Source organism: Pseudomonas sp. CCC3.1, from assembly GCF_034347405.1.
In the GTDB taxonomy this organism is placed as follows: Bacteria; Pseudomonadota; Gammaproteobacteria; order Pseudomonadales; family Pseudomonadaceae; genus Aquipseudomonas.
Window position 1 is genome coordinate 3346525 of record NZ_CP133778.1, and the last position, 23120, is coordinate 3369644.

The 23120-nt window shown below is 57.6% G+C and carries 21 protein-coding genes, 1 tRNA gene and 1 pseudogene; 11 read left to right on the forward strand and 12 right to left on the reverse strand.

Annotated features, from left to right (window positions below; translation table 11 throughout):
- The first annotated feature begins 202 nt into the window (after positions 1-202).
- Positions 203-451, forward strand: a complete 249-nt coding sequence (tnpB, locus tag RHM56_RS14735; RefSeq protein WP_322233310.1) for an IS66 family insertion sequence element accessory protein TnpB — start codon at positions 203-205, stop codon at positions 449-451.
- Positions 430-878: pseudogene (locus RHM56_RS14740) on the forward strand (IS66 family transposase zinc-finger binding domain-containing protein); the annotation flags it as partial. The gene tnpB and the pseudogene RHM56_RS14740, both read left to right, overlap by 22 nt.
- A gap of 13 nt (positions 879-891) precedes the next feature.
- Here the strand turns inward: RHM56_RS14740 and RHM56_RS14745 are convergent.
- Both RHM56_RS14745 and RHM56_RS14750 read right to left on the reverse strand, forming a co-directional pair.
- Positions 892-2007, reverse strand: a complete 1116-nt coding sequence (locus RHM56_RS14745) for an alkene reductase (RefSeq protein ID WP_322233312.1) — start codon at positions 2005-2007, stop codon at positions 892-894.
- A gap of 34 nt (positions 2008-2041) precedes the next feature.
- The gene (locus RHM56_RS14750; protein WP_322233314.1) at positions 2042-2524 is read right to left on the reverse strand and encodes a nuclear transport factor 2 family protein; all 483 of its coding nucleotides are present in this window, start codon (positions 2522-2524) and stop codon (positions 2042-2044) included.
- A 135-nt stretch (positions 2525-2659) separates the two neighbouring features.
- Between RHM56_RS14750 and RHM56_RS14755 the strand changes: the two genes are divergently transcribed.
- Positions 2660-3598 carry a LysR substrate-binding domain-containing protein gene (locus RHM56_RS14755; protein WP_322233316.1) on the forward strand — a complete coding sequence of 313 codons (939 nt, stop codon included), beginning with the start codon at positions 2660-2662 and terminating at the stop codon, positions 3596-3598.
- A 294-nt stretch (positions 3599-3892) separates the two neighbouring features.
- Here the strand turns inward: RHM56_RS14755 and RHM56_RS14760 are convergent, their stop codons facing one another.
- The 3 genes from RHM56_RS14760 to RHM56_RS14770 all read right to left on the reverse strand — a co-directional run bounded on the left by RHM56_RS14760 (position 3893) and on the right by RHM56_RS14770 (position 5431).
- Positions 3893-4651: an APH(3') family aminoglycoside O-phosphotransferase gene (locus RHM56_RS14760; protein ID WP_322241784.1), complete on the reverse strand. Its 759-nt coding sequence runs from the start codon at positions 4649-4651 to the stop codon at positions 3893-3895.
- Positions 4608-4970, reverse strand: coding sequence for a hypothetical protein (locus RHM56_RS14765; protein ID WP_322233318.1), 363 nt, complete (start codon positions 4968-4970; stop codon positions 4608-4610). Before RHM56_RS14765 ends, RHM56_RS14760 begins: the two co-directional genes overlap by 44 nt.
- A gap of 387 nt (positions 4971-5357) precedes the next feature.
- A tRNA-Cys gene (locus RHM56_RS14770) sits at positions 5358-5431 on the reverse strand.
- A gap of 549 nt (positions 5432-5980) precedes the next feature.
- On the opposite strand from RHM56_RS14770, the gene RHM56_RS14775 reads away from it, so the two are divergent.
- Positions 5981-6412, forward strand: a complete 432-nt coding sequence (locus tag RHM56_RS14775; protein ID WP_322233320.1) for a hypothetical protein — start codon at positions 5981-5983, stop codon at positions 6410-6412.
- A 163-nt stretch (positions 6413-6575) separates the two neighbouring features.
- On the opposite strand, the gene RHM56_RS14780 is transcribed toward RHM56_RS14775, so the two are convergent.
- Complete coding sequence (locus RHM56_RS14780; RefSeq protein ID WP_322233322.1) at positions 6576-7169, reverse strand: helix-turn-helix domain-containing protein; 594 nt, start codon at positions 7167-7169, stop codon at positions 6576-6578.
- Between the two features lie 15 nt (positions 7170-7184).
- Between RHM56_RS14780 and RHM56_RS14785 the strand changes: the two genes are divergently transcribed.
- From RHM56_RS14785 to RHM56_RS14815, 7 genes are all read left to right on the forward strand, one after another.
- On the forward strand, positions 7185-8192 hold the full coding sequence (locus RHM56_RS14785; RefSeq protein ID WP_322233324.1) for a DMT family transporter: 1008 nt from the start codon (positions 7185-7187) through the stop codon (positions 8190-8192).
- 204 nt (positions 8193-8396) lie between these two features.
- Positions 8397-11303, forward strand: a complete 2907-nt coding sequence (locus RHM56_RS14790; protein WP_322233326.1) for a monovalent cation/H+ antiporter subunit A — start codon at positions 8397-8399, stop codon at positions 11301-11303.
- Positions 11303-11647 carry a Na+/H+ antiporter subunit C gene (locus RHM56_RS14795; RefSeq protein ID WP_322233328.1) on the forward strand — a complete coding sequence of 115 codons (345 nt, stop codon included), beginning with the start codon at positions 11303-11305 and terminating at the stop codon, positions 11645-11647. The genes RHM56_RS14790 and RHM56_RS14795 overlap by 1 nt, the downstream gene beginning before the upstream one ends.
- A complete protein-coding gene (locus RHM56_RS14800) occupies positions 11644-13323 on the forward strand; it encodes a monovalent cation/H+ antiporter subunit D (protein WP_322233330.1) in 1680 nt (559 codons plus the stop codon). Before RHM56_RS14795 ends, RHM56_RS14800 begins: the two co-directional genes overlap by 4 nt.
- Positions 13320-13808 (forward strand): Na+/H+ antiporter subunit E, encoded by a 489-nt coding sequence (locus RHM56_RS14805; protein ID WP_322233332.1) that lies wholly within the window; start codon positions 13320-13322, stop codon positions 13806-13808. Before RHM56_RS14800 ends, RHM56_RS14805 begins: the two co-directional genes overlap by 4 nt.
- Positions 13805-14083, forward strand: a complete 279-nt coding sequence (locus RHM56_RS14810; protein ID WP_322233334.1) for a K+/H+ antiporter subunit F — start codon at positions 13805-13807, stop codon at positions 14081-14083. Before RHM56_RS14805 ends, RHM56_RS14810 begins: the two co-directional genes overlap by 4 nt.
- A complete protein-coding gene (locus tag RHM56_RS14815) occupies positions 14080-14451 on the forward strand; it encodes a Na+/H+ antiporter subunit G (protein WP_322233336.1) in 372 nt (123 codons plus the stop codon). The genes RHM56_RS14810 and RHM56_RS14815 overlap by 4 nt, the downstream gene beginning before the upstream one ends.
- Before the next feature lie 115 nt (positions 14452-14566).
- Here RHM56_RS14815 and RHM56_RS14820 read toward each other — a convergent pair whose 3' ends face one another.
- The 6 genes from RHM56_RS14820 to RHM56_RS14845 all read right to left on the reverse strand — a co-directional run bounded on the left by RHM56_RS14820 (position 14567) and on the right by RHM56_RS14845 (position 22949).
- Positions 14567-16057, reverse strand: coding sequence for a DASS family sodium-coupled anion symporter (locus tag RHM56_RS14820; protein WP_322233338.1), 1491 nt, complete (start codon positions 16055-16057; stop codon positions 14567-14569).
- A gap of 183 nt (positions 16058-16240) precedes the next feature.
- Entirely contained in the window at positions 16241-17026 is a 786-nt protein-coding gene (locus RHM56_RS14825; RefSeq protein WP_322233340.1) for a TonB family protein, read from the reverse strand.
- Positions 17023-17469, reverse strand: coding sequence for a protein TolR (gene tolR, locus RHM56_RS14830; RefSeq protein ID WP_322233343.1), 447 nt, complete (start codon positions 17467-17469; stop codon positions 17023-17025). The genes RHM56_RS14825 and tolR overlap by 4 nt, the downstream gene beginning before the upstream one ends.
- 12 nt (positions 17470-17481) lie before the next feature.
- Complete coding sequence (gene tolQ, locus RHM56_RS14835) at positions 17482-18192, reverse strand: protein TolQ (protein ID WP_322233345.1); 711 nt, start codon at positions 18190-18192, stop codon at positions 17482-17484.
- A gap of 116 nt (positions 18193-18308) precedes the next feature.
- Complete coding sequence (locus RHM56_RS14840) at positions 18309-20219, reverse strand: phytase (RefSeq protein ID WP_322233347.1); 1911 nt, start codon at positions 20217-20219, stop codon at positions 18309-18311.
- A gap of 195 nt (positions 20220-20414) precedes the next feature.
- Positions 20415-22949, reverse strand: a complete 2535-nt coding sequence (locus tag RHM56_RS14845) for a TonB-dependent receptor (protein WP_322233349.1) — start codon at positions 22947-22949, stop codon at positions 20415-20417.
- Positions 22950-23120 lie beyond the last annotated feature (171 nt).

A 23120-nucleotide genomic window follows, 5' to 3' on the forward strand; every position in this document is an offset into this window, starting at 1 on the left:
GTAATGGCTGGAGAAAATCCAGCCACAAGTGACACCGCAAAGCTCACTGGCCAAAGCCATCAGCTACTGACCAGCTACTGGATCAAGTTAGTGCGCTACATCGAAGCCGGCTAATTGGTAAGCGCTCCATAAACCTCACATTCAAAGTTGACGCGTAATCTCGGATGCTGTGCTCCCGATTTCTTTCTGGAGCCCATTCGCCATGATGCGTCCCGACGCAAAAGTTGAAAAAGTGTATCTGTACCCCAAGCCAGTCGACTTTCGAAAGTCCATCGATGGCCTCGCTGCACTGGTCGAGTTGGACATCAAGGTCGCCGTCTTTGACCCCGTGCTTTTTGTCTTCCTCAACAAACCCCGCAACCGAGTGAAGATTCTGTATTGGGAGCGCAACAGCTTCTGCCTTTGGCTTAAACGTCTCGAGTCCGAACGATTCAAAACATCATCGACTTGAAAGAACAGATCAACCTGTTGCGTGATCGTTTTTTCGAACGCAAGTCCGAGCAAACTGTAGAACCTAATACACCCCAACTTGCACAGTTTAATGAGCCTGAAAGTGAGCCTATGTCTTCCGTCGGCGACACGTTCCGCCAACGTCACGACGTAGTAAGCGCAAGCCATTATTGACCGAATTACCGCGCCTCGAAGTAATCCATGGACTGCCCGAGCACGAACTGACGTGCGCCTGTGGTTGCCGCAAAGAGGTAATCGGAGATGAAATCAGCGAGCAATTGGATATCGTACCGATGCAAGTTCGGGTGATTGAACATGTCCGCAAGATTTACAGTTTTCGTGTCTGTGAAGTTGTACCGGTCACCGCTGATAAACCGGACCCGCAGATCGAAAAGAACATAGCCAGTTCGAGCGTGTTGCCAATGTTGCCGTCCGGATTACTTAGTTAGCCACCGTTGCGACGTAGGCTGGATAGTCGGTGTAGCCTTTGGTTGGGTTACCGTCGATGCCGTAAAATTTAGACCGATCACCCTCAGCGATTGGCCAGCCATTTTGCATCCGTTCGACGAGATCGGGGTTGGCAATGAATGGGCGGCCAAACGCAATCAAATCCAGATCACCGGCCTCTAGAGCAGCCTCTGCCAGCTCTCGATTAAAGCCTCCTGCCGCGATCAGGGTGCCTTGGTACGCTTGGCGAAAACGAATGGCGAAACCCTGCGGAATAGCTTCTGCGCCAATCGTGAGTTGATCGCTCAAATGTACGTACGCCAGGCCCCGGTCATTGAGCGTCGATGCCAGACTTAGCCAGGTATCGGTTTCTTCGGCATAGGGGTGCATGTCGAAAAGGCGACCAAACGGGGACAGGCGCACGCCCACCCGGGCACTGCCGATTTCTGCGGCCAAGGCATCCAGTGTTTCGAGCAGGAAGCGTTGGCGGTTGGCGATGGAGCCGCCGTAAGCGTCCTGGCGATCATTCAATGCGCCGTTAAGGAATTGTTCGAATAGATAGCCATTGGCGCCGTGCAATTCGATGCCATCAAAACCCGCCTCTATCGCGCGGCGCGCGGCGCTGACAAAGTCGGCGGTGACGCGATGCACCTCGGCCACGCTCAATGCTCTGGAGGCGCTTGCTTGCACGGGGCCGGGCTTGCCTTTTTCAACCCACGCGTAGGCGTTTGAGTGTGCGGCGACGCTCGCGACGGATGACACCGGCGCGCCATTCTCCGGTTGAATTGATACATGGGACACGCGCCCGACATGCCACAGCTGCGCGAAGATTCGTCCGCCTTTGGCGTGGACGGCCTGCGTCACACGGCGCCAGGCTTGAGCTTGTTCATCGGTATAGAGGCCAGGGTTGAACAAGTAGCCACAACCCTCGCGGGAAATAGGAATGCCCTCACTGATGATCAGCCCGGCAGAGGCGCGTTGGGCGTAGTAGAGAACGGTGTGTTCATCCGGGATGCCGGTAAGAGCTCTTGCGCGAGTCATGGGGGCCATGACCACGCGGTTGGCCAACTCGGTGCCGGACAGATCGTAGGATTTGAATAATGTTTTCATCAGAAACTCTGTGGTGATGGAAAGGGAAAACGGATCAGCAGGGCAGAACCAGCCCGTTGCCAGGATCGCCGCCGCCGACATCGGGTACCGGCCATACGACATCAAGGCGGGTTCGGCTGATCAGCCATTGACCGTCCACTTGCCGATATTCGTCGGCATATAGCCCCAGGAGCAGCAGCGGGTTTTCGCCCGGTGCCCTTTGGGTGGCGAAATCGATCAGGTAGCAACGGCCTTCGGCGCGGTTCTCATCGAGGATCTCGATCCAGTGGTTCGACACCGCGTGAATGAACGGATACGCCCCGCGTTGTTGCACATCGAATGCCGAGAAAGCCTGGGTCAACCCCTTCTGGATGGCTTCTCGACCCTTCCAGCAGCCGCGGTCGACTTGGCAGATGGCATCTTCGGTAAACAACAGTGCGAGGGTATCCATCCGTTTGGCATCGAGATAGTGGCAATAACGCAAGCGCAGGTTTCTGATCGCTTCAAGCGTGAGCAGTCGGTTCAGGTCGGCGTTCAAGGGTGGCCTCAAATGAAGAGTATTTAAAAGTGAAGCCCACTCTAATCCAGCTTGAAAATTCTAAAAACCGATGAAAAATTCAATTAGTTGATCCCCTGAGGATAGAATCAAGCGTCTATCTCAGCGGAACCGGTTATGGATTCTTTTCAATTTGATGGCATCCCGGAATTTACCCTCGCTGCCCAGCTGGGAAGTTTCACGGCGGCGGCATTGCAATTGGGCGTCACCAGTTCGGCAGTGGGCAAAAGTGTGACCCGCCTGGAAAAACGCTTGGGTATCAAGCTGCTGCATCGCACGACGCGCAAGCTGAGCCTGACCCGTGAAGGGGAGGCCTATCTGGCCAGTTGCTTGCGAGTGATGGACGAGCTTGCGGACATTGAAAGCAGTCTCTCTTCAGGGGGTGCCGAGCCAAGGGGGCGTTTGCGAATCGATCTTCCTGCCGCTTTTGGTCGACGACACATCGCCCCCATGTTGATTTCCCTGGCGCGGAAATATTCGCAGCTTGATCTGACGTTGACCTTCGGTGAGCGGACGGTCGATATGATCAGCGATGGTATCGATCTGGCGGTTCGAATCGGTGATCTGAAGGATGATCCAGAGTTAATTGCGCGCCGACTCGGTGAGCAGCATCTGGTGATCTGCGCGGCGCCCGACTACTTGAATCAATGCCCACCGATTTTGTACAAGTCCGATTTGCTGGAGCGCGACTGCATCATTGCCTGGCGCAAGGGGCTGCGTATGACATGGCTATTGAAGAACGCAAAAGCCGGAATTGAAGAGCAGGAGGTCCGAGTGCGGCATGAGTTTGGCGACGGTGAAATGATGTTGCGCGCAACTCTGGAGGGGTGTGGGCTTTGTCAGTTGCCGACATGGCTGGTTTCGGAGCACCTGCGCACTGGGGCATTGATCACTGTTCTGGACAACTACGCAGGCGCAACCATGCCCATACACGTTATTTGGCCGCGCACGCGTTACATCCAGCCGAAAGTGAGAATTGTCGTCGATGCTTTGCTCAACATGGCCGAAGAGAAAGCAGCCCTGTTCGGTGTGACCGACACCCTCCGCATGTCGTAGTGCTAATCCTGCCAGTGACGAAGTTCGATGACCGCTTCTGGCCGATTTTGTTGAAGAAGTCGGTCCTCCCAGGCTGGCCACGCACTCACTGCTGAAGACGCCTTTTTGCGCACAACTACGCAAAACCTGAGCCGGAACCCTCCGCGTTACCTTGCCGCCCGCTGGATATCCGCCAGCATTTCAGGCTGGTGCATTTTTTGCACTCGAATATCTGCCTAGAGCTGAGCGACCACTTGACGCACAAACTCTTCAGATGGCATGAAAAACCAATGAACAGGCTGTGGAATCATCACGCTAAAAGAACTCATCCAGTTGCTCGAAATACTCACGTTTAGCCGCGTTATCAGGCTCATCCAGACTTTGAAGAAAGGCGTCCGCTGTTTTTGCCGATACTTTATTACGCAAATTTCGATGAACGAAAGCAATGTCCAGCCAACGATCCGCAATACCGCCACGCCCCAGATCAATGAAGTGGAGGTTGTCTTGGGCATCGACAAACACATTGGCATCACACAGGTCTCCGTGGCTGAACACCCTGCTCTCACTGGGCAATGTCGCCTTCAAGTGAGCCAGGAGTTTCTGCGGTGTATTCAAGTGCGGCCATTGCAGCAGATCGAGGTTTAATTCACCAAGATCATGAGCCAGTAAGTAATCCAGTTCCTGCAAGCGAACCCCAACACCGGAGTCGAAAGGACAGTCACCGACCGGCACTGCTTGAATCTGACGCAAAGATTCACGGAACAGCCCCGTGATGGATGCAGGGTCGTCAATACGAGCCTGAAGCGGCACCCCAGGCACGCAGCGAGTGAGCATGTATTCACCCTCAAGGTTGTGATCGACCATTACGACCTCGGGCACATTCAAGCGGCCCATTAGCCACGACAGCACTCGTGCCTCACGCAAAACGCTATAGGTGGTGGGAGCCAAAATCACAGGGCAGAACTTGAGAAAAAATCGATCATTCCCGCGCTGAAAACTGTAAACATCGCAAGGTGACTCGCCGATGTCATCAGCATTCAACACCGCATCGCCAATAAAATACTGGATCGCCATGGGCAATTTGAAAGACATCGCTAATCACCTGCACGCTACACAGCGTACTCAACGTTGGGTGCGGAAACATTAGCAAGCTGTCTTGCGTCCGGATAGGTGTGCAACAGGTCAGTTGATTGGCTTGATCGAATTCCGGAATTTTGAGTACACGCGTCACTGCGCCATCTGATTCAAAGTGTCTGGATCGCAAGTTACTTAAACAGCTCTGTGCCAATAACTCTGCCTGCTGCGCCTCGCGCACGACTTCATCCGACTTGAGCAAGTCATCGCCCCCCTGCTCAACCGCAGCACTTGCGTTGAAGCATGAATCGGCATCCATCAAATGCTACATGGTCTTCAGTTCTGAGCCAGTACGGCTCACGTAGACCTAGGCCAGGGCTCGAGCCTGCCCGCCACCTCCAGCAAGTCCCGGCGATTGCCAAGGGCAACGACCCAGCAGTTATGGATATTCAAGAACCCGGCGCGGACGATGCGGATTTCGTCTCCCGCCATGGCAATGATCGAAGCCGCCGAGGCGGCCAATTTGAATACAAGAATTGACCTGTATCGACGGGTCGGGGAAGTTGTTACATCCATAAAATAGCGCCCATTCCCCTCCCTCCCCTAAAGCCAACATGCGGAACACCTACTAAAGATGCGGAAGTGATCCGCCAAATCGCGCCCACAAAAAAGCCCCGCAGACGTGAATCTGCGGGGCTTTCGAAGGTGGAGGCCGAAGCCGGAATCGAACCGGCGTGGGCGGATTTGCAATCCGCTGCATAACCATTTTGCTATTCGGCCATTGCGCTTGATATGCCTTGCGAAACATCAAATGCAAAGAAAATTGCGATTTTCTCGCTACAACCTTTTGATTCTTTAGTCATTCAGGTAGTTGCCCCTGAGCTGATGGCGCGCATTATGTACTAGAAGAATGAAGCTGGCAACCCCCTGAATTCTAATAATTTTTAGTTAATGACTGGCAGCCGTGGCTCTCTTATCAGTCTCTATAAGCTGCCTGCTCTTGATGCAACCTTTCTGGTAGATCGACGGGAATCAGCTATCGCGATTCTTCAGGGAGTACAGACGCTCAGTTTACGATCGTTGCGCAACCGGACGCAGCTTCGTGCCTCGACCGCGACTACAGGTTTCTCTACCGCTGTGTTGACCTCTCCCTCTGCGACAGCTCCTATAGCCAATATCCATAAATACGGGGCCGCATCCGACGTCCTACTGCCAATAGGGTTTGTGCCTGCGCGACAGAGAGACATAGCTGACTTCAATCCAAAAGATGCTCACGTAAAGTCTCGCCGCCGTTAACGAACGGACTGACATATCTCTTGGAGCTTTACGATGAAAAAAATATGGATGACTGCCGCTGTTGCCGCAGTAATTTTGGCCACCAGCGGTTGCATGAGCCACAACGTTAGCCAACCAAACGCTCCTATCGCTGGTTCTGTCACTGCCGACCTGAAAGCGAACATTGAAGTTGGTGGCGTGATTACTGGCCAATCATCCTCGGACATTCTGTTCGGTGTGTTGAAAATCAGTGGTGACAGCGAGTTCGCAGACGGCGTGTCTTATGGCGGCCCGACACCGGCGTTCAGTCTGCCAGATCCTGTGTCTGCTACCAAAGCTGCTGCCGCTTATAAAGCAGTCAAGAGCTCGGGTTCAGATTTGATCGTTGCGCCACGTTATGCGGTGTCGGTTGAAGACTATTTCATCTTCAAGAAGGTGAATGTGACTGTGACTGGCAACAAGGGCATGATCAAAACCATCCGCTAAGCCCCGTGATGCTCCAGATTTGCTATTTGGCTTATACCGCTCTGCTGATCCCCCAGTCAGCACATGCCCTGTTCAGGCATTTTTGCCTAATGAACGGCCTGAACAGCGAGCCTACGGTTGATAGCAGTCTGGTTCGTCGGGACGCATGTCCCGCCACCTGCACTCAGATCACCACGTTACGGATAAAGCGAACAACCTCATCTCCCTCGTTATGGTACGAATGCGGCTTGTTGCTGGCGTACATGTAAAACTCCCCCGCACTGAACTGTAACGACTTATCGTCGATGACCAGGGTCAGGCAGCCTTCAAACACGTACAACTGTTCACTCCAGCCTTCCGCATCGGCTTGCGAGTGATACTCGTCGCCCGGCTCCAGCGTCCATTCCCACAGTTCAACTTCTTTGCACGCGACAGCCTTGGCCAGCAATACAGCCTTGCTGCCCGCTGTAGTCCCGGCCCACGCCAATTCGTTGATGCGACTCGGATCAACAGAGCCCGGCGCCTGGATCAAGTCGCTGAACGCGACATCCAAAGCCTCTGCGACGCGGTCAAGGGTGCTCAAGCTGACATTTTTCTCGCCTGCTTCGATCGCAACCAGCATTCGCCTGCTGACACCCGAGAGGTCGGACAAGGCACTTTGGCTGAGGTGCGCGAGCAGTCTCAGGCGGCGTAAGTTCTGACTGACGTGTTGCAAGACCGACGCACGTTGCGATGCGCCGCGCTGTGACGCGTCAGATTGAGAATTTTCATTGGGCACTATATTGCTCACTCCATGGGGCTGCGCAGTATACTGCTCAGCTTTGGCGCATTGTGCGTCTCTCTTCTTGTAGCGTGCAAGGTCATGACGACATTGAAATCTTCCAAATTCGGGTCTTTGAGCTCCCGTTTCAGCAAAGCGGAATGTGTGCTGGTGCTGATCACCATGGTCTGGGGCGTTACCTTTCTCTTAGTCCAGCATGCGCTGACGGCCAGCGGGCCGATGTTTTTTGTGGGGCTGCGCTTTGCCGCTGCCGCGACTATCGTGGCGTTGTTTTCGCTTCGAAGCCTGCGTGGCATGACCTGGTTCGAATTTAAAGCCGGTTTTTTCATCGGCGTGGCGATCATGCTCGGTTATGGCTTGCAAACTATTGGCCTGCAAACCATCCCCAGCAGCCAATCGGCCTTTATAACCGCTCTGTATGTGCCCTTCGTTCCGTTGCTGCAGTGGTTGATCATGGGACGCAGGCCAGGACTGATGCCAAGCATTGGTATCGTAATGGCGTTTACCGGTTTGATGTTGCTGTCCGGGCCTAATGGCGCATCGCTGGATTTCAGCCATGGCGAGATCGCAACACTGATCAGCGCAATTGCCATAGCGGCAGAAATAATCCTGATTGGCGCCTATGCTGGCAAGGTCGATGTGCGACGCGTAACAGTGGTTCAACTGAGCACGGCGTCCGTTTTGTCCTTTTTGATGGTAGTACCAACCGGTGAAGCTATTCCCGATTTTTCATGGCTGCTGCTTGCCAGCGCGGTCGGGCTGGGGGCAGCCAGCGCCATGATTCAGGTTGCAATGAACTGGGCGCAAAAAAGTGTTTCTCCGACGCGCGCGACGCTTATTTATGCGGGTGAGCCGGTATGGGCCGGGATCGCTGGGCGGCTGGCCGGTGAACGTTTACCTGGTATTGCCTTGCTTGGTGCAGCATTGATTGTTGCAGCGGTGATCGTGAGTGAGTTAAAAACAAAGGGTAAAGCGTCCAGTGAAGCTGATGAGAAGCAAGGTAACCAAGCCTGCGACTGATGCTTTGGCGTCAGCTCTTACAGGGTGCGACGCCTGCTTCACAGACCGGCATAACCCACACGGGAGTGTTCATATAAGAGAAGGCATTGGGCTGTTCTGTTAATGATTTGCACACATTTTGTAGGATTCATCTACAGATCCGCTGTTGGTGATCCACAAGTCGCCACGTATGATCGCTCACAAACTCCTGCAGATTAGAAGCCTATGTCCCTGATAGTTCTACTGCTTCTGCCCTTTATCGGCAGCTGTCTGGCGGCTGTTTTGCCGCACAACGCACGTAACAGTGAATCACTGCTGGCCGGTCTGATTGCTCTGATCGGTACCGTTCAAGTTGCCATGCTCTATCCGCAAATCGCCCACGGTGGCGTGATTCGTGAAGAGTTTATGTGGCTGCCAAGTCTCGGCCTCAATTTCGTCCTGCGCATGGACGGGTTTGCCTGGTTGTTCTCGATTCTGGTACTGGGCATCGGCGCCCTGGTGTCTCTCTACGCCCGTTATTACATGTCACCCGAAGACCCGGTGCCGCGGTTTTTCTCTTTTTTCCTGGCCTTCATGGGCGCGATGCTCGGGCTGGTGATCTCTGGCAACTTGATTCAGATTGTATTTTTCTGGGAACTGACCAGCCTCTTCTCGTTTTTGCTGATCGGCTATTGGCACCACCGCTCTGATGCCCGACGCGGCGCCTATATGGCGCTGATGGTCACAGGGACTGGCGGCTTGTGCCTGCTGGCGGGGGTCATGCTGCTCGGCCATGTTGTCGGCAGCTACGATTTGGACGTCGTGCTGGCCGCAGGCGATCAAATCCGGGCTCACAGTCTGTACCCCATTTTGTTACCGCTGATTCTTATCGGCGCGCTCAGTAAAAGTGCACAATTCCCGTTTCACTTCTGGCTGCCACACGCCATGGCGGCGCCCACCCCCGTGTCTGCTTATCTGCACTCGGCGACCATGGTCAAGGCCGGGGTTTTCCTGTTGGCGCGGCTCTGGCCGTCACTGTCGGGCAGTGAAGAGTGGTTCTGGATTGTCAGCGGCGCCGGGGCCTGCACCTTGGTGCTGGGCGCATACTGCGCGATGTTCCAAAACGATCTCAAAGGCCTGCTGGCCTATTCGACCATCAGCCATCTGGGGCTGATTACCCTTCTGCTGGGCCTTAACAGCCCGTTGGCCGCCGTGGCTGCGGTGTTCCACATCCTCAACCACGCCACGTTCAAGGCCTCGCTGTTCATGGCCGCCGGGATCATCGACCACGAAACCGGCACGCGGGATATTCGCAAGCTCAGCGGTCTGTTCAAGCTGATGCCGTACACCGCCACGCTGGCGATGGTGGCCAGTGCTTCGATGGCCGGTGTACCGCTGCTCAACGGCTTCTTGTCCAAAGAGATGTTCTTTGCCGAAACCGTGTTCATCAATTCCACGGCCTGGGTTGAAATCGCCCTGCCCGTGATCGCCACCATTGCCGGTACATTCAGCGTGGCCTATGCGCTGCGCTTCACGGTCGATGTGTTCTTTGGCCCTCCCGCCACCGACCTGCCGCATACCCCGCACGAGCCGCCGCGCTGGATGCGTGCTCCGGTTGAACTGCTGGTGTTCACTTGCCTAATGGTCGGGATCTTCCCGGCCCACACAGTTGGCCCTCTGCTTGCCGCTGCCGCACAACCGGTGGTGGGTGGCGAACTGCCTGAATACAGCCTGGCCATCTGGCACGGCCTGAATGCGCCAATGATCATGAGCCTGATCGCCATGTCCGGCGGCATCGTGCTGTATGTGCTGCTGCGCAAGCAGCTCAATCTCCACCGTTTCCCATTGCCACCACTTATCCAGTACTTCAACGGCAAGCGTTTCTTTGAGCGCAGCCTAGTGGTGATCATGCGCTCGGCGCGGCGCATTGAGCGGCGCATCAGCACGCAACGCCTGCAAACCCAGCTGTTTTTGCTGGTGTTGGCCGCCGTGATTGCCGGGCTGATCCCGATGCTCTACAGCGGCTTGAGCTGGGGCGACCGGCCGAACATTCCGGGCTCGATTGTGTTCGTGACCCTGTGGCTGCTGGCGATTGCCTGCGCACTGGGTGCGGCCTGGCAAGCCAAGTATCACCGTCTGGCTGCATTGACCATGGTCAGCGTCTGCGGGCTGATGACCTGCGTGACTTTCGTCTGGTTCTCGGCACCTGACCTGGCCCTGACCCAGTTGGTGGTTGAAGTCGTGACCACCGTTCTGATCCTGCTGGGCCTGCGCTGGCTGCCACGGCGGATCGAAGAAGTCTCGCCACTGCCCGGCACCCTGACCAAGGCGCGGATTCGCCGCTTGCGCGACTTGCTGTTGTCGACAGCGGTCGGCGGCGGCATGGCGGTGTTGTCATATGCCATGCTGACCCGGCAAACCCCTAACCATATTTCCTCGTTCTTCCTCAGCCGGGCCCTGCCAGAAGGCGGCGGCACCAATGTGGTAAACGTGATGCTGGTGGACTTCCGGGGCTTTGACACCTTGGGCGAAATCACCGTACTGGCCGCTGTGGCCCTGACTGTGTTTGCCCTGCTGCGCCGCTTCCGCCCACCAAAAGAAAGCATGCAGTTGCCTGCCCAGCAGCGCTTGCTGGCCAAAGACGTGGTCACTGACCTGGTCAACCCGCGTAGCGCCAGCGATACAGCACTGGGCTTTATGATGGTGCCTGCCGTGCTGGTGCGCCTGCTCCTGCCGATTGCATTTATGGTCTCGATGTACCTGTTTATGCGCGGCCACAACCAGCCGGGCGGCGGGTTCGTTGCCGGTCTGGTGATGTCGGTGGCGTTCATTCTGCAATACATGGTGGCGGGCACGCAGTGGGTCGAGGCGCAAATGAGCCTGCGTCCGCTGCGCTGGATGGGCACCGGGTTGTTGTGTGCAACCTTGACCGGTCTGGGCTCGCTGTTGTGGGGCTACCCGTTCCTGACCACCCATACCGCGCACTTCAGCTTGCCGGTGCTGGGTGATATTCACGTGGCCAGTGCGTTGTTCTTCGACATTGGCGTGTTCGCCGTGGTGGTTGGCGCCACGCTGCTGATTCTCACGGCGCTGGCTCACCAATCGGTTCGGGCCCATCGTCCCGCCCTCCAATCCAAGACGGGAGCTGCCTGATGGAAGAAGTCATCGCTATCGCTATCGGGGTGCTCGCCGCCTCGGGTACCTGGCTGATCCTGCGCCCGCGGACCTTTCAGGTGGTCATGGGCCTGTGCTTGCTGTCGTACGGGGTCAACCTGTTCATTTTCAGCATGGGCAGCCTGTTCATCGGCAAAGAACCGGTGATCAAGCCCGGCGTGCCTCAAGACTTGCTCAACTACACCGATCCTTTGCCCCAGGCATTGGTATTGACCGCAATCGTCATCAGTTTTGCCATGACCGCGCTGTTTCTGGTGGTCTTGCTGGCCTCTCGGGGCCTGACCGGTACCGACCATGTGGATGGCCGGGAGCCTAAAGAATGAATCTGATGCCGCATCTGATTGTCGCGCCCATTCTGCTACCGCTACTGACCGCTGCCTGCATGCTGTTGCTGGGTGAAAAACATCGCCCGCTCAAAGCCCGGATCAACCTGGTATCGACCCTGATCGGCCTGGGCATCTCTGTGCTGTTGCTGCTCTGGACGCAAAATCAAAGCAGCCCGGCCTCGATTGGCGTGTACCTGCCGAGCAACTGGCAAGTGCCGTTCGGTATTGTCCTGGTCGTTGATCGCCTGTCGGCGCTGATGCTGGTGCTCACGGGGATTATCGCCTTCTGCGCGCTGCTGTTCGCCATGGCCCGCTGGGACCGCGCCGGTGCCAGTTTTCATGCGCTGTTCCAGATCCAGTTAATGGGTTTGTACGGCGCCTTCCTGACTGCCGACCTGTTTAACCTGTTCGTGTTCTTTGAAGTATTGCTGGCCGCGTCCTACGGGCTGATGCTGCACGGCTCGGGCAAGGCCCGGGTCTCGGCGGGCCTGCACTACATCTCGATCAACCTGCTGGCCTCATCACTGTTCCTGATTGGCGCGGCATTGATCTACGGCGTCACCGGCACCCTGAACATGGCCGACCTGGCGTTTAAAATCCCGCTGGTACCGGAAGCCGATCGCGGCCTGCTGCATGCCGGCGCCGCGATTCTGGCCATCGCTTTCCTGGCCAAAGCCGGTATGTGGCCGCTGAATTTCTGGCTAGTACCCGCCTACTCTTCCGCCAGCGCCCCGGTGGCCGCGCTGTTCGCGATCATGACCAAAGTCGGGATCTACACCGTGCTTCGGTTATGGACGCTGTTGTTCTCGGGACAGGCCGGGGCGTCGGCCTACTTTGCCGGTGACTGGCTGATCTACGGCGGCATGGCCACTATTGTCTGCGCCGCCATTGCCATCCTTGCCGCACAGCGACTGGAGCGCATGGCCAGCCTGAGCATTTTGGTGTCGGCCGGCATTCTGTTGTCGGCCGCAGGTTTTGCCCAACCTAACCTGACGGCTGCGGCGCTGTTCTATCTGGTCAGCTCAACCCTGGCGTTGAGTGCCTTGTTCCTGCTGGCCGAGTTGATTGAACGCTCGCGTTCATCCAGCGATGGGCTGATTGAGGAGGATGTCGAAACGCTGCCGACTTTGATCGAGCCGCCCCCACGCGGAAGCAACCTGGACGACGAACAAAAAGTCGTGGTCGGACAGATCATTCCCTGGGCGATGGCATTTCTGGGGTTGAGCTTTATTGCTTGCGCCCTGCTGATTATCGGCATGCCGCCGTTATCGGGGTTTATTGGCAAACTCAGCTTGATCAATGCACTGCTTAACCCGGCCGGTTTGGGCAACGAAATCAACGCGCCCCTCTCAACGGCCGCCTGGTGCCTGCTGGCACTGCTGATTCTATCTGGGCTGGCGTCACTGATTGCATTCTCGCGCATGGGTATACAGCGCTTCTGGACACCGCTGGAGCGATCATCGCCCATCCTGCGACGCATTGAATGCGTGCCCATCGTGCTGCTGCTCGGGCTGTGCGTCGTGCTGACCATCAAGGCTGAACCACTGCTGCGTTATACCCAAGCTGCGGCTGATACCCTCAACAACCCTGAGCGTTATGTGATGGCGGTGATGGGCGCACGCCCGGTGCCGAGCCCTGAAGCCAAGGCTGCCCTGCAGGAGATTCAGCCATGAAGCGCCTGTTCCCTGCCCCATGGTTGTCCCTGGCGTTATGGGCCCTGTGGTTGCTGCTCAACTTGTCGCTCAGCGCAGGCAACCTGCTGCTCGGCGCGGCACTGGGCTTTTTGGCCCCGATCATGTTTGCGCCGCTGCGGCCCTTGCCGATTAAAATCCGCCGCCCTGGCGTGATCATCAAGCTGTTCTTTTTGGTTGGGCGTGACGTTATCGCCTCCAATATCGCCGTGGCTTGGGGCGTTCTCAATGCCGGCAGACGCCCGCCACGCTCGACATTTATTAAAATACCGCTCGACCTGCGCGATGCCAACGGCCTGGCGGCCTTGTCGATGATCACCACCGTGGTGCCCGGCACCATCTGGTCTGAACTGGCACTGGATCGCAGCGTGCTGCTGTTGCACGTGTTCGACCTGGATGACGAAGCGCAGTTTATCGAGCACTTCAAAACCGCTTACGAGCGCCCTTTGATGGAGATCTTTGAATGAGTGCCCTGCTCTCCGGTGCCATCTGGATCAGCCTGTTTTTCTTTAGCCTGGCGATGGTGCTGACCGTGATCCGGCTGTTCAAGGGCCCTTCGGCCCAAGACCGGGTTCTGGCCCTCGACTACTTGTACATCGTGGCCATGCTGATGATGTTGGTGCTGGGCATTCGCTATGCCAGTGATACCTACTTCGAAGCCGCCTTGCTGATCGCCCTGTTTGGCTTTGTCGGTTCGTTTGCGCTGGCTAAATTCCTGCTGCGTGGCGAGGTGATCGAATGAATTCCGTCAGCGAACTGTCGCTTTGGATTGAAATACCGGTGGCCGTGCTGCTGGTGCTCAGCAGCGTATTTGCGTTGTGTGGTGCAGTGGGGTTGTTGCGCCTCAAAGAGTTTTTTCAGCGCATGCACCCGCCCGCACTGGCTTCAACCATTGGTGCCTGGTGCGTGGCCCTGGCTTCGATCCTGTACTTCTCGGCCCTTAAATCGACGCCCATATTGCATGCTTGGCTGATTCCGATCTTGCTGGCCATCACCGTGCCGGTAACGACCTTGCTGTTGGCCCGTACTTCGTTGTTTCGCAAGCGGATGGCGGGGGAAGATGTCCCCGCCGAAGTCAGCAGTGGTGGGCGCAGTGAGGGTGGGAGCTAATACAACGAAAGCTCTGTGGGAGCCTGGCTTGCCAGCGATGCAAACGACGCGGTTTGTCTAATACATCGCGTCGACTCAATCGCGGGCAAGCCCGCTCCCACAGGTTTACACGGCATTACATCCAGCCCAACCAGCTCCAATACGTCGCACCAAACAGCAGCATCAGCAAGTAACCCACCGCCGTGACGATCAGCCCGACCTTGGCGAACTGTTTGGCGGTGAAGGTTTGGGTGCCCAGGCACACCATGTTTTGCGGGGCGTTGATCGGCAGGATAAAGCCGTAGCTCACCACAAAGCCCAGCAACATGGTCATGCCCAGTCGATTGAATTCACCCGGCAACGTTTGCAGCACGGCGATCAAAATCGGCAGTAAAGCCGAAGTCAGTGCGGTGGCGCTGGCAAAGCCCAGGTGGATCAAAATCAGAAACGCCCCCAGAATCGCAAAAATCCCCAGCGGCCCGACCTGGTCCAGCCCGGTGTTATGCACCACTTGCCCGCCCAACCATTGCCCGGCTTGAGTCGTGAGCAAGGCAGTCCCCAAACTGATTCCGACCCCGAACACGATGACCGTGCCCCACGGGATACGCGACTGCACGTCTTTCCAGGTCATGACCCCAAAACGCGGCAACAGTAAAAAAACCAGTCCGGCGTAGGTGGTCGACGTGGTGTCAAAGCTGTGCAATTTGCCTTCGGTAGCCCAGGCCAGCAACAGTGCAATGGACACCGCCATCAAGCGTTTCTGCGGCCCAGTCATGGGGCCCAGTTCGGCCAGCGATTTTTCCACCGCTTCTTTGCCGCCCGGGATACTGTCGCTTTCTGGCGGCAGCAGTTTGAGCACCACAAACAGCAGCACGGCCGACATGATGATGGCCCACGGCGCGCCTGCAATCAGCCAGTCGAGCCAATTCACCCGCTCGCCCAGCATCTTGTCCATAAAGCCCACCGTCAGCAGGTTCTGTGCGGCAGCGGTTTGAATCCCGACGTTCCAGATGCTGGTGCCTTGTGCCACCACAATCATGATCCCGGCCGCGATGTTGGAGCGCTTGTCGACGCCAAACGCCAGAATCACCCCCATCATGATCGGCACGACACAGGCACTACGGGCGGTCGCGCTCGGCACCACCAGACTCAGCAAGATAGTGACTGCAATTGCCCCCAGCAGAATGCGCCGGGTGCTGGTACCAATCCGTGACAGGGTCACCAGGGCGATGCGCCGGTCCAGCCCGGTATGGGTCATGGCTGCGGCAATAAACAGCGCCCCGGCCACCAGCGCCAGCGCGGCATTGGAGAACCCGGTCAAGGCCATGGTGATCCCGGCGTTGGTGCCGTAGAGCTTCGAAGGGTCTTGCAGGGTGGGCGCCATGCCAATCAAAAACGCCATCAATGAGGTGATCATGATGGCACTGGCTTCGTAGGACACGGCTTCGGTGATCCACACCACCACCGCAAATGCCAGAATTGCCAGCATGCGATGCCCGGCGACCGGCAAGTCGGCGGGCAATGGCATCATCAGCACCCCCACCATCACCAGAACAGCGACGACCAGGCCTATGGGTAACTTTAGTTTCTCCGCCGCAGGCGTCGGGGTAGTTGCAGGCGCGTTCACGACCATCTCCTTATGCTTGAAATCGGATGCAGCATAGGTCAAGGACGCGGGTTTAGCGTTGATGCTTGTCAGCTGTTTATTGGATGCACACAGCAAAACTGTAGGAGCGAGCTTGCCTCGCGATCTTTTGCTTTTAAAGATCAAAAGATCGCGAGGCAAGCTCGCTCCTACAAGTGCTCGGTGTTAGCGGATTTTGTAGTGAAAGGTATTACGCACCCCCGGCACCGTCACGGCCTGACCATCAACCATGCGCGGCTGGTAGCGGAATGTCGCTGCTGCCACCAAGGAAGGCCGGATAAACGCCGGGTGGCACTCGCCAACCACTTTGGGGCTGTCGACCTTGCCCTGCGGGGTGACCGAGTACTCAACCGTGCAGTCGCCTTCTATGCCTTTATCCAACGCGCGCTGCGGGTAGTCGGGGGCTTCTTTGCTGATCGGCAAGTATTGACGCACGTCCGCCGCCGCAGCTGCCTGCTGGGCACGCCGGGCGTTATCAGCCGCCACGCGGGCTTGCTGCGCCGCCGCTTCGGCCTGCGCTTGCTGACGTTGCATCTCAGCCTGTTCGGCCTGTTGCCGGGCGACCTTTTGCTGCGCTTCCTTGAGTTGCTTCTGCTCTTCTACCCGCTTGTGCGCCAGCGCGGCCTGTTCCAGCTTGCGGGCCTGTATCTGCGGGTCCGGCTTGACCACTTCGGGTTTTGCAACCACCGGCGGCGCATCCACCACAGGCATCGGTGCTGGCTCGGGCGGCGCAGCCACAGGTTCGGCAGGCATCATGACCAGCCGGGTTTTCAGGGTCGACGGCGCGGGAACGGCCATTTCGTGCTCCACGCTCCACCCCAGCACCAAAAAGGCAATCACCGCGCTGTGCAAGGCAACTGTGACCGCCACCGCTTGGCTGTTGCGCCACAGTTTGGTCCATGGCACAGGCTGCGCGGCCACTCGCGGGGCGTGCATCACCGCGGCACTCATTGCGGGGCCTCTGTCACCAGCCCCAGGTTGGTCACGCCACCTTGCTGCAAGGCGGCCATGGCCTTGACCACGCTGCCATAACCGGCCTCGTTGTCGGCGCGAATGTAGACCTGAGTATCGCCATCGTGTGCGACCACCTGGGCAATCTTGGCTTGCAGTTCTTCAAGACTGACGGCGCTGTCAGTCTGGTTTTTGGTGTCCAGTTCGCTGCCCAGGTTCCAGTAGTACCCTCCCTCGGCCTTGACCGACAGGGTGAGGATTTTCTGCTGGGTGTCATTGGCCAACGCTTCACTGGCGACTTTGGGCAGGTCGATCTTCACGCCTTGCGTCAGCATCGGCGCGGTCACCATAAAGATCACCAGCAGCACCAACATCACGTCGATGTAAGGCACTACGTTCATTTCGGCCTTCGGCCCGTGTTTGCGTTGTGGTCGAGCGAGCATCTTCAAACTCCCTTAAGCAGCCGCAGCCATGTTCCGCGAACCCGCGTGCAAACCACGGTACAGGCGCATCTGGACTTCGTTGCCGAGGCTGTAATAGCGGGTCAGCAAGGTTTGGCCACGGGCCGAGAAGCGGTTATAGGCGATGACTGCCGGAATCGCGGCAAACAAGCCGATGGCCGTGGCGATCAGGGCTTCAGCAATGCCCGGTGCGACCGTCGACAGCGTGGCCTGTTGCACCTGCGACAAGCCGATAAAGGAGTTCATGATCCCCCACACGGTGCCAAACAGGCCTATGTACGGGCTCACCGAACCCACGGTGGCGAGAAATTGCAGGCCTTTTTCCAGGCGCACTTCCTGTTCGCTGATGGCCACATACAGTGAGCGCTCGATGCCTTGCATCACGCCGTCGGCATCAATCCCCGGCTGTTGTTTGAGTTGCGAGTATTCGCTGTAGGCCGCGACAAACACCTGTTCGGCACCCGCGTCTTCTTGGCTCGAATCGCGGGTTTCGCGATACAACGCGCTCAGGTCACCCTGGGTTCGAAAACGCTGGGTGAAGCTGTCGATGTCATGCTCACTGCGGCGCAGAATGGCACTGCGACGAATAATCAGAAACCAGCTCAGCAACGAGGCGGCGAGCAGAATCAGCATCACGCCTTGTACCAGCAGGCTGGCTTCGCTGATCAGACCCCAGATGGTCATGTGTTCCATGGTTGCTTGCATGTTGTAACTCCTGTTGGATTGCGCGTGAGTGCTGCCGCAGGCTGCGATCTTTTAAACAATGGCAGCGTTGCGCAGCACCCACGTTTATTGATTAGAGGCACATCCGTGTGACTGGGTTATGGCAAGTGCAACGCCTTGGCCACGTCACTCCACGGGATGTATTTGAAGTTCTGGGCTTGTTCGGGCATGCGCTTGCGGCCGTCCTGCACCACCAGCATGCCTTTGCTCCAAGGGCCGCCGAGGTTGGCCGAGGTCACTTCAAGGCCGTCGGTTTCCGAGGCGCCATCAATCCCGGCCTCAGCATTTACACCCACCCGAAAGGCTCCACGCAGGGCAAACGGCGGCTCGGCATCGACCACCACGTAGCTGTCATTGCCTTGGCTGGAGATCACCAGGTAGTTGTCTTTTTCAGTCTGATACAGCGCCAGCCCTTCAATGTCGTCATGCACCGGGTCGCCGACCTTGATCACGCTGGTCAGGGTTGCCGGCTGGTCGGGACGCGCATCGACCGCCCACACAGCAACGTCTTCTTCACCTATAAACAGGCGCTGACGTTGGTCATCGGCTACGCAGCCTTCAGGCTGGGTCTCAACCTTGAACTGGCGCACCAGTTCGCCCTCTACACGGTCACCTTTGGCAAACAGACGATGCTGCAAAAAAGTGCCGTCCTTGTCGTTGGCGAAGCTGTAGATCTCACCCGTCGGCGCCTTGAACAGGCACAGCCCGTAGATGTCTTTGACTGGCGTGGCAATCTCACCCACGGTTTTCAACACGCCTGTCGCACGATCAATGCTGAACACGCTCAGGCTGTTGTGATCGCGATTGGTCGCCACCGCCAGGTCAACGGTGTTCGCCCCCAAGGCAAAGCCCGGACGCACGTCGACGTTGTTCAGGCGTCCGACCGGCAAATGCTGCACGCGCTTGCCCTGCAAGTCGTAGACCTCAAGCCCTTGCTGCTTGTTGGTGCCCAACACGCGGCTCAACGACGGATTTTTGGGGTGAACCCAAATGGCCGGATCATCCGCCGCATCGCCCTGACTCATGACGATGTCGGTTTGCACAATGGGTTTTACCACCGGCAATACGGGCGGCAGGTCTACCGGCGTGGCTTTCCAGTCCAGCGTGCCTTCAAACAGGCGATTGCTGGCGCCGTCTTGCACCAACACTTCAAGCCCTTTAGGGGTTTCACGCAGCGCCAGATGCTCAGGCTCTGTGACGCCCTTAAGCGCCAGGCTGGCAACCGGCGACCAATGCTTGCCTTGTTGTTGATAGAGGTTCAATTGCCCGGCCTCGGGATCAAGCCCAAGCATCCCACCCGGCACCAGAGCCATGGCGCCAGCGGCTTTTTTCACGTTACCGAACGGCTCGACGATGGCCACCGGCAAGCGCGAGGCATCCGCTTCGGCGTGGGCCGGGTACGCCCACCAGCCGACATTCTGTTCGTTGACGAACAACTGCTGCGCCGCATCATCCACTTGGCAAAACTTCGCTTCGGGCGGCAACGGCAGGCTGCGCACCCTGTGCGGTGTGGCCAGGCGTTTATTGTCAGCGGCGACCAGCCATTGCTCGCCCTTGCCTTCTTCGCCCACCGTAAACAGGTACACATTGCTCGCTGGATCGCGGTACAGACACACCCCGTTAACCGCATAGTCACGCGTTGGCAGGTACATCGGCGCCTGCCATTCACGGGTTTTCGGGTCCAGGCTGAACAGGGCAACTTGCTGTTTGTTCTTGTCGTGACTGGCGACCAGCACCTGGTCACCCAGGGCGCGGCTGTCCAGACCCGAGAACGAGCCCGCCACCTGGCTCAGGGTCTTGCCTTGCGGGTCGAGCAACAGCAGCCCGTCACGCTTGCTCACGGCCAGGCGATCGTCGCCTGCCCCAGTCGGCAAGTAGCTCAGCGCCTGCGCCTTGGTCGCGCCCCAGGGTTGCAGGGTTGGAGCATTGATTTCAGCCTGCACGCCGCCTGCGGCCAGACACGCGAGCAAAGGCAACAGCCGGGGTTTGCGTTTGAACAAAAGAATCATGGTTATACAGCCCGTTGAAGTCTTCATTAAGGTGCACACAAACCCGTAGCAGCTGCCGGAGGCTGCGTCCGATTGCGAAGCGATCGTAAATCCCGAGAACCCGTTCTATCTGGACGTCCGCGATAACCGATTTACGACGACTTCGTCGCCGGACGTAGCCTTCGGCAACTGCTACGTGCGCGTTTTAGGTCGAGATTAGAAATGGGTGAAGGTCAGCCCTACTGAGTAGGTCGGGCCGTACTCTTCGTACTGGTTGTTGTAGCGGCTGTTGCCGCTGTAAACGAAGTACGGCTGATCGGTCAGGTTCTGCGCATCAAAGGTGACTTGCAGGTTTTTGGTCAGCGAGTAACGGGCGCTGAAGTCAACAAACGTCTGAGAACCGACGTACGTGTCGTGAGCCTTGTCGTTGATCCCGGACAGCTCGTACAGGTAGTCCGATTTGTAGTTGGCCGACAGGCGTACGCTGAGTTTGTCGTCTTCCCAGCCGAGCATCAGGTTGCCAACCGTGTTGGACTGGCTCGGCAAGTCGATGTCGCGCTTGATCGTGGTTCCGCTGGCCGCGTCGTAGCCTTTGATGCTGGCGTTGGAGCGACTGAACGTGGTGTTCGCGCCCAGAATCACGCCGTTCCAGGGTGCTGGCAGCCAATCGAATTTCTGCGAGTAGGCCAGTTCCAGGCCGTAGAGCTTGGCGCTGTCGCCGTTAGCGTAAGAATGCGCCTCGGTGAAGTCAGTCCATGCGCCGGTGCCAGCCAGGTCATTGTTGTAGACGAAGTTTTTAATGTCTTTGTAGAAGAGGAACGCCGACACCGTACCGGCCTGCCCCATGAAGTGCTCAATGCCCAAGTCGAAGTTGCTCGACTCCAGCGGCTTGAGATTCGGGTTGCCGAACTCGGCCACGTCATCTTCGATCACAAAACCGGGCGCCAGTTGGCCGAACGTCGGGCGTACCACCGCGTTGGTCCAGGCGGCACGCACTTGGGTGTTTTTCGCCAATTGATAGCGCGCATGCAGCCCCGGCAGCCAGTGGTGATAATCGCGTTTGGTGTCTTGCGACTCGTACACGCCGTCGCGCACGCCTGTGCCTTTGGCCTCGAACTCCGTGCCCTCGTAACGCAGGCCCGCGATAAAGCGCCAATCGTCGATGTCTACGGTGTTCATCATGTAGGCCGAGTTGATGTCTTCACTCATGGTGAAGTCATTGACCCGCGAATCTTGCTCGTTATAGAACTGATCGCGGTTCAAGCCGCCAATCAAGCCCTTGATGGCACTGGCACTGATGCCCGGGCCGTAGCGGCCGAGCGAGTAATCCAGATTGCCCTTGTTGAATTGGCTCAAATTAAGCTGAGCATCGCTGAACCCCAGCGCCGAGAAGTCCTTGTAACTCCACGCCTCGGTGTCGTTGTCTTTGTTGCGACGGCTGACCTTGCCGCCAAATTTGACTTGCGAGGCATACCCTTGCACGTCGTAGTCACGCGCCAGATCGAGGCGGATGTTCTTCTCGGTGTCTTTGGTGTTCTCTTTCTTGACGTCCACTTTGTCGAGCGTGTAATTGGCCGGGTCATAGAAACCTTCGCCGATGATCGGGCGCGGTTTTTCGGAGTCATAGAAACCGCTGTTCGAGAAGCTCGAATTGCTTTTGAAGGTGGCCCCGGCAATGCCCGCCGGGCTGTCTTCGCTGGACTCGCTGTAACCGGCCTGCCCGCTCAAGGTCCAGAGGCCCATGGTGCGCTCGCCGCCGAACACGTATGACTGGATGTCCTGGGTTTCATCGCGCTGCTTGAGTTTGCGCTTGCCCTTGGCCTTGCCCAGTTCGCCTTCGGCTTGCGGGTTGGAAAACTCAACGGCATCGGAGTTGCGGATTTCGCTGTCCTTGAAGCGGCTGTACAGCGTGCGCAGGTACAGCTTGGTGTCATCGTCTGGCTTGTAATCAAAGTTCAGCCCGCCGCCCGTGCGCTCACGGGTGATGTCATACACGCGCTGTTCAAAGCTGTTGAGTTTGGCGCCGTCGGTAAAGTCCCAGTCACCGCCGGTTTCGACGTTGTCCGAACCGAAATCCCGCTTGTTCCAGCTCAGGGCAGCCGCGACACCGAAGTTGTCGATGCCGTCGCCCAGGCTGAAGCGATCACTGATTGCGCCCGAGACTTTAGGGCTGGTCTGGTGGGTGTTCTTGTTGTAACCGGCCTGGGTGCTGCCGGTGTAGAACAGGCCTTCATGGTCGAAGGCCGAAAGGCTTTGCACATCAACCGTGCCGCCCAACGAGTTGGCGTCCATGTCCGGGGTCAGGGTTTTGATCACCGACAGTGACTGCACCAGCTCGGCTGGTAACACATCCAGCGCCACGGCGCGGCGTGCGCTTTCGGGAGACGGCACCAGCGTACCGTTGATGGTCACGCTGTTAAGGTCCGGGCCCAGACCCCGCACGCTGACGAAACGGCCTTCGCCCTGATCGCGTTCAATGCTGATGCCGGGCAAGCGCTGTACCGCTTCGGCAACGTTGGCGTCTGGCAACTGAGCCACGCCATCGGCGTGCACCACGCTTTCAATGTTGTCCGACTTGCGTTGTTGCTTGAGCGCCTTGTCCAAGCTGGCAGCCTGCCCAACCACCTCAACGTGCTCGGTGACGCCAGCGGTCGATGACTCGGCGGCGCTCAGGCGTTCGCTGGCAATCGCCATCGCCAATGCACTGAACGTGAAGCCCACCCACTGCGCCTTGCTCCGACACTTGTACATGCTTGCTCTCCCCCAAATTGGCGCTAAAGGTCAGGCAAGTGGCCCGACAACTTGGAAGCGAACGCTAGGGCTGCTCAATGACAGTGCTGTTACAGCGTTTGGCGCAACCCCCGTAAATAGAGGCTTTTGAGGGGTAACACAGGGGTAAATGAGCTGATTTGACCCAGACAC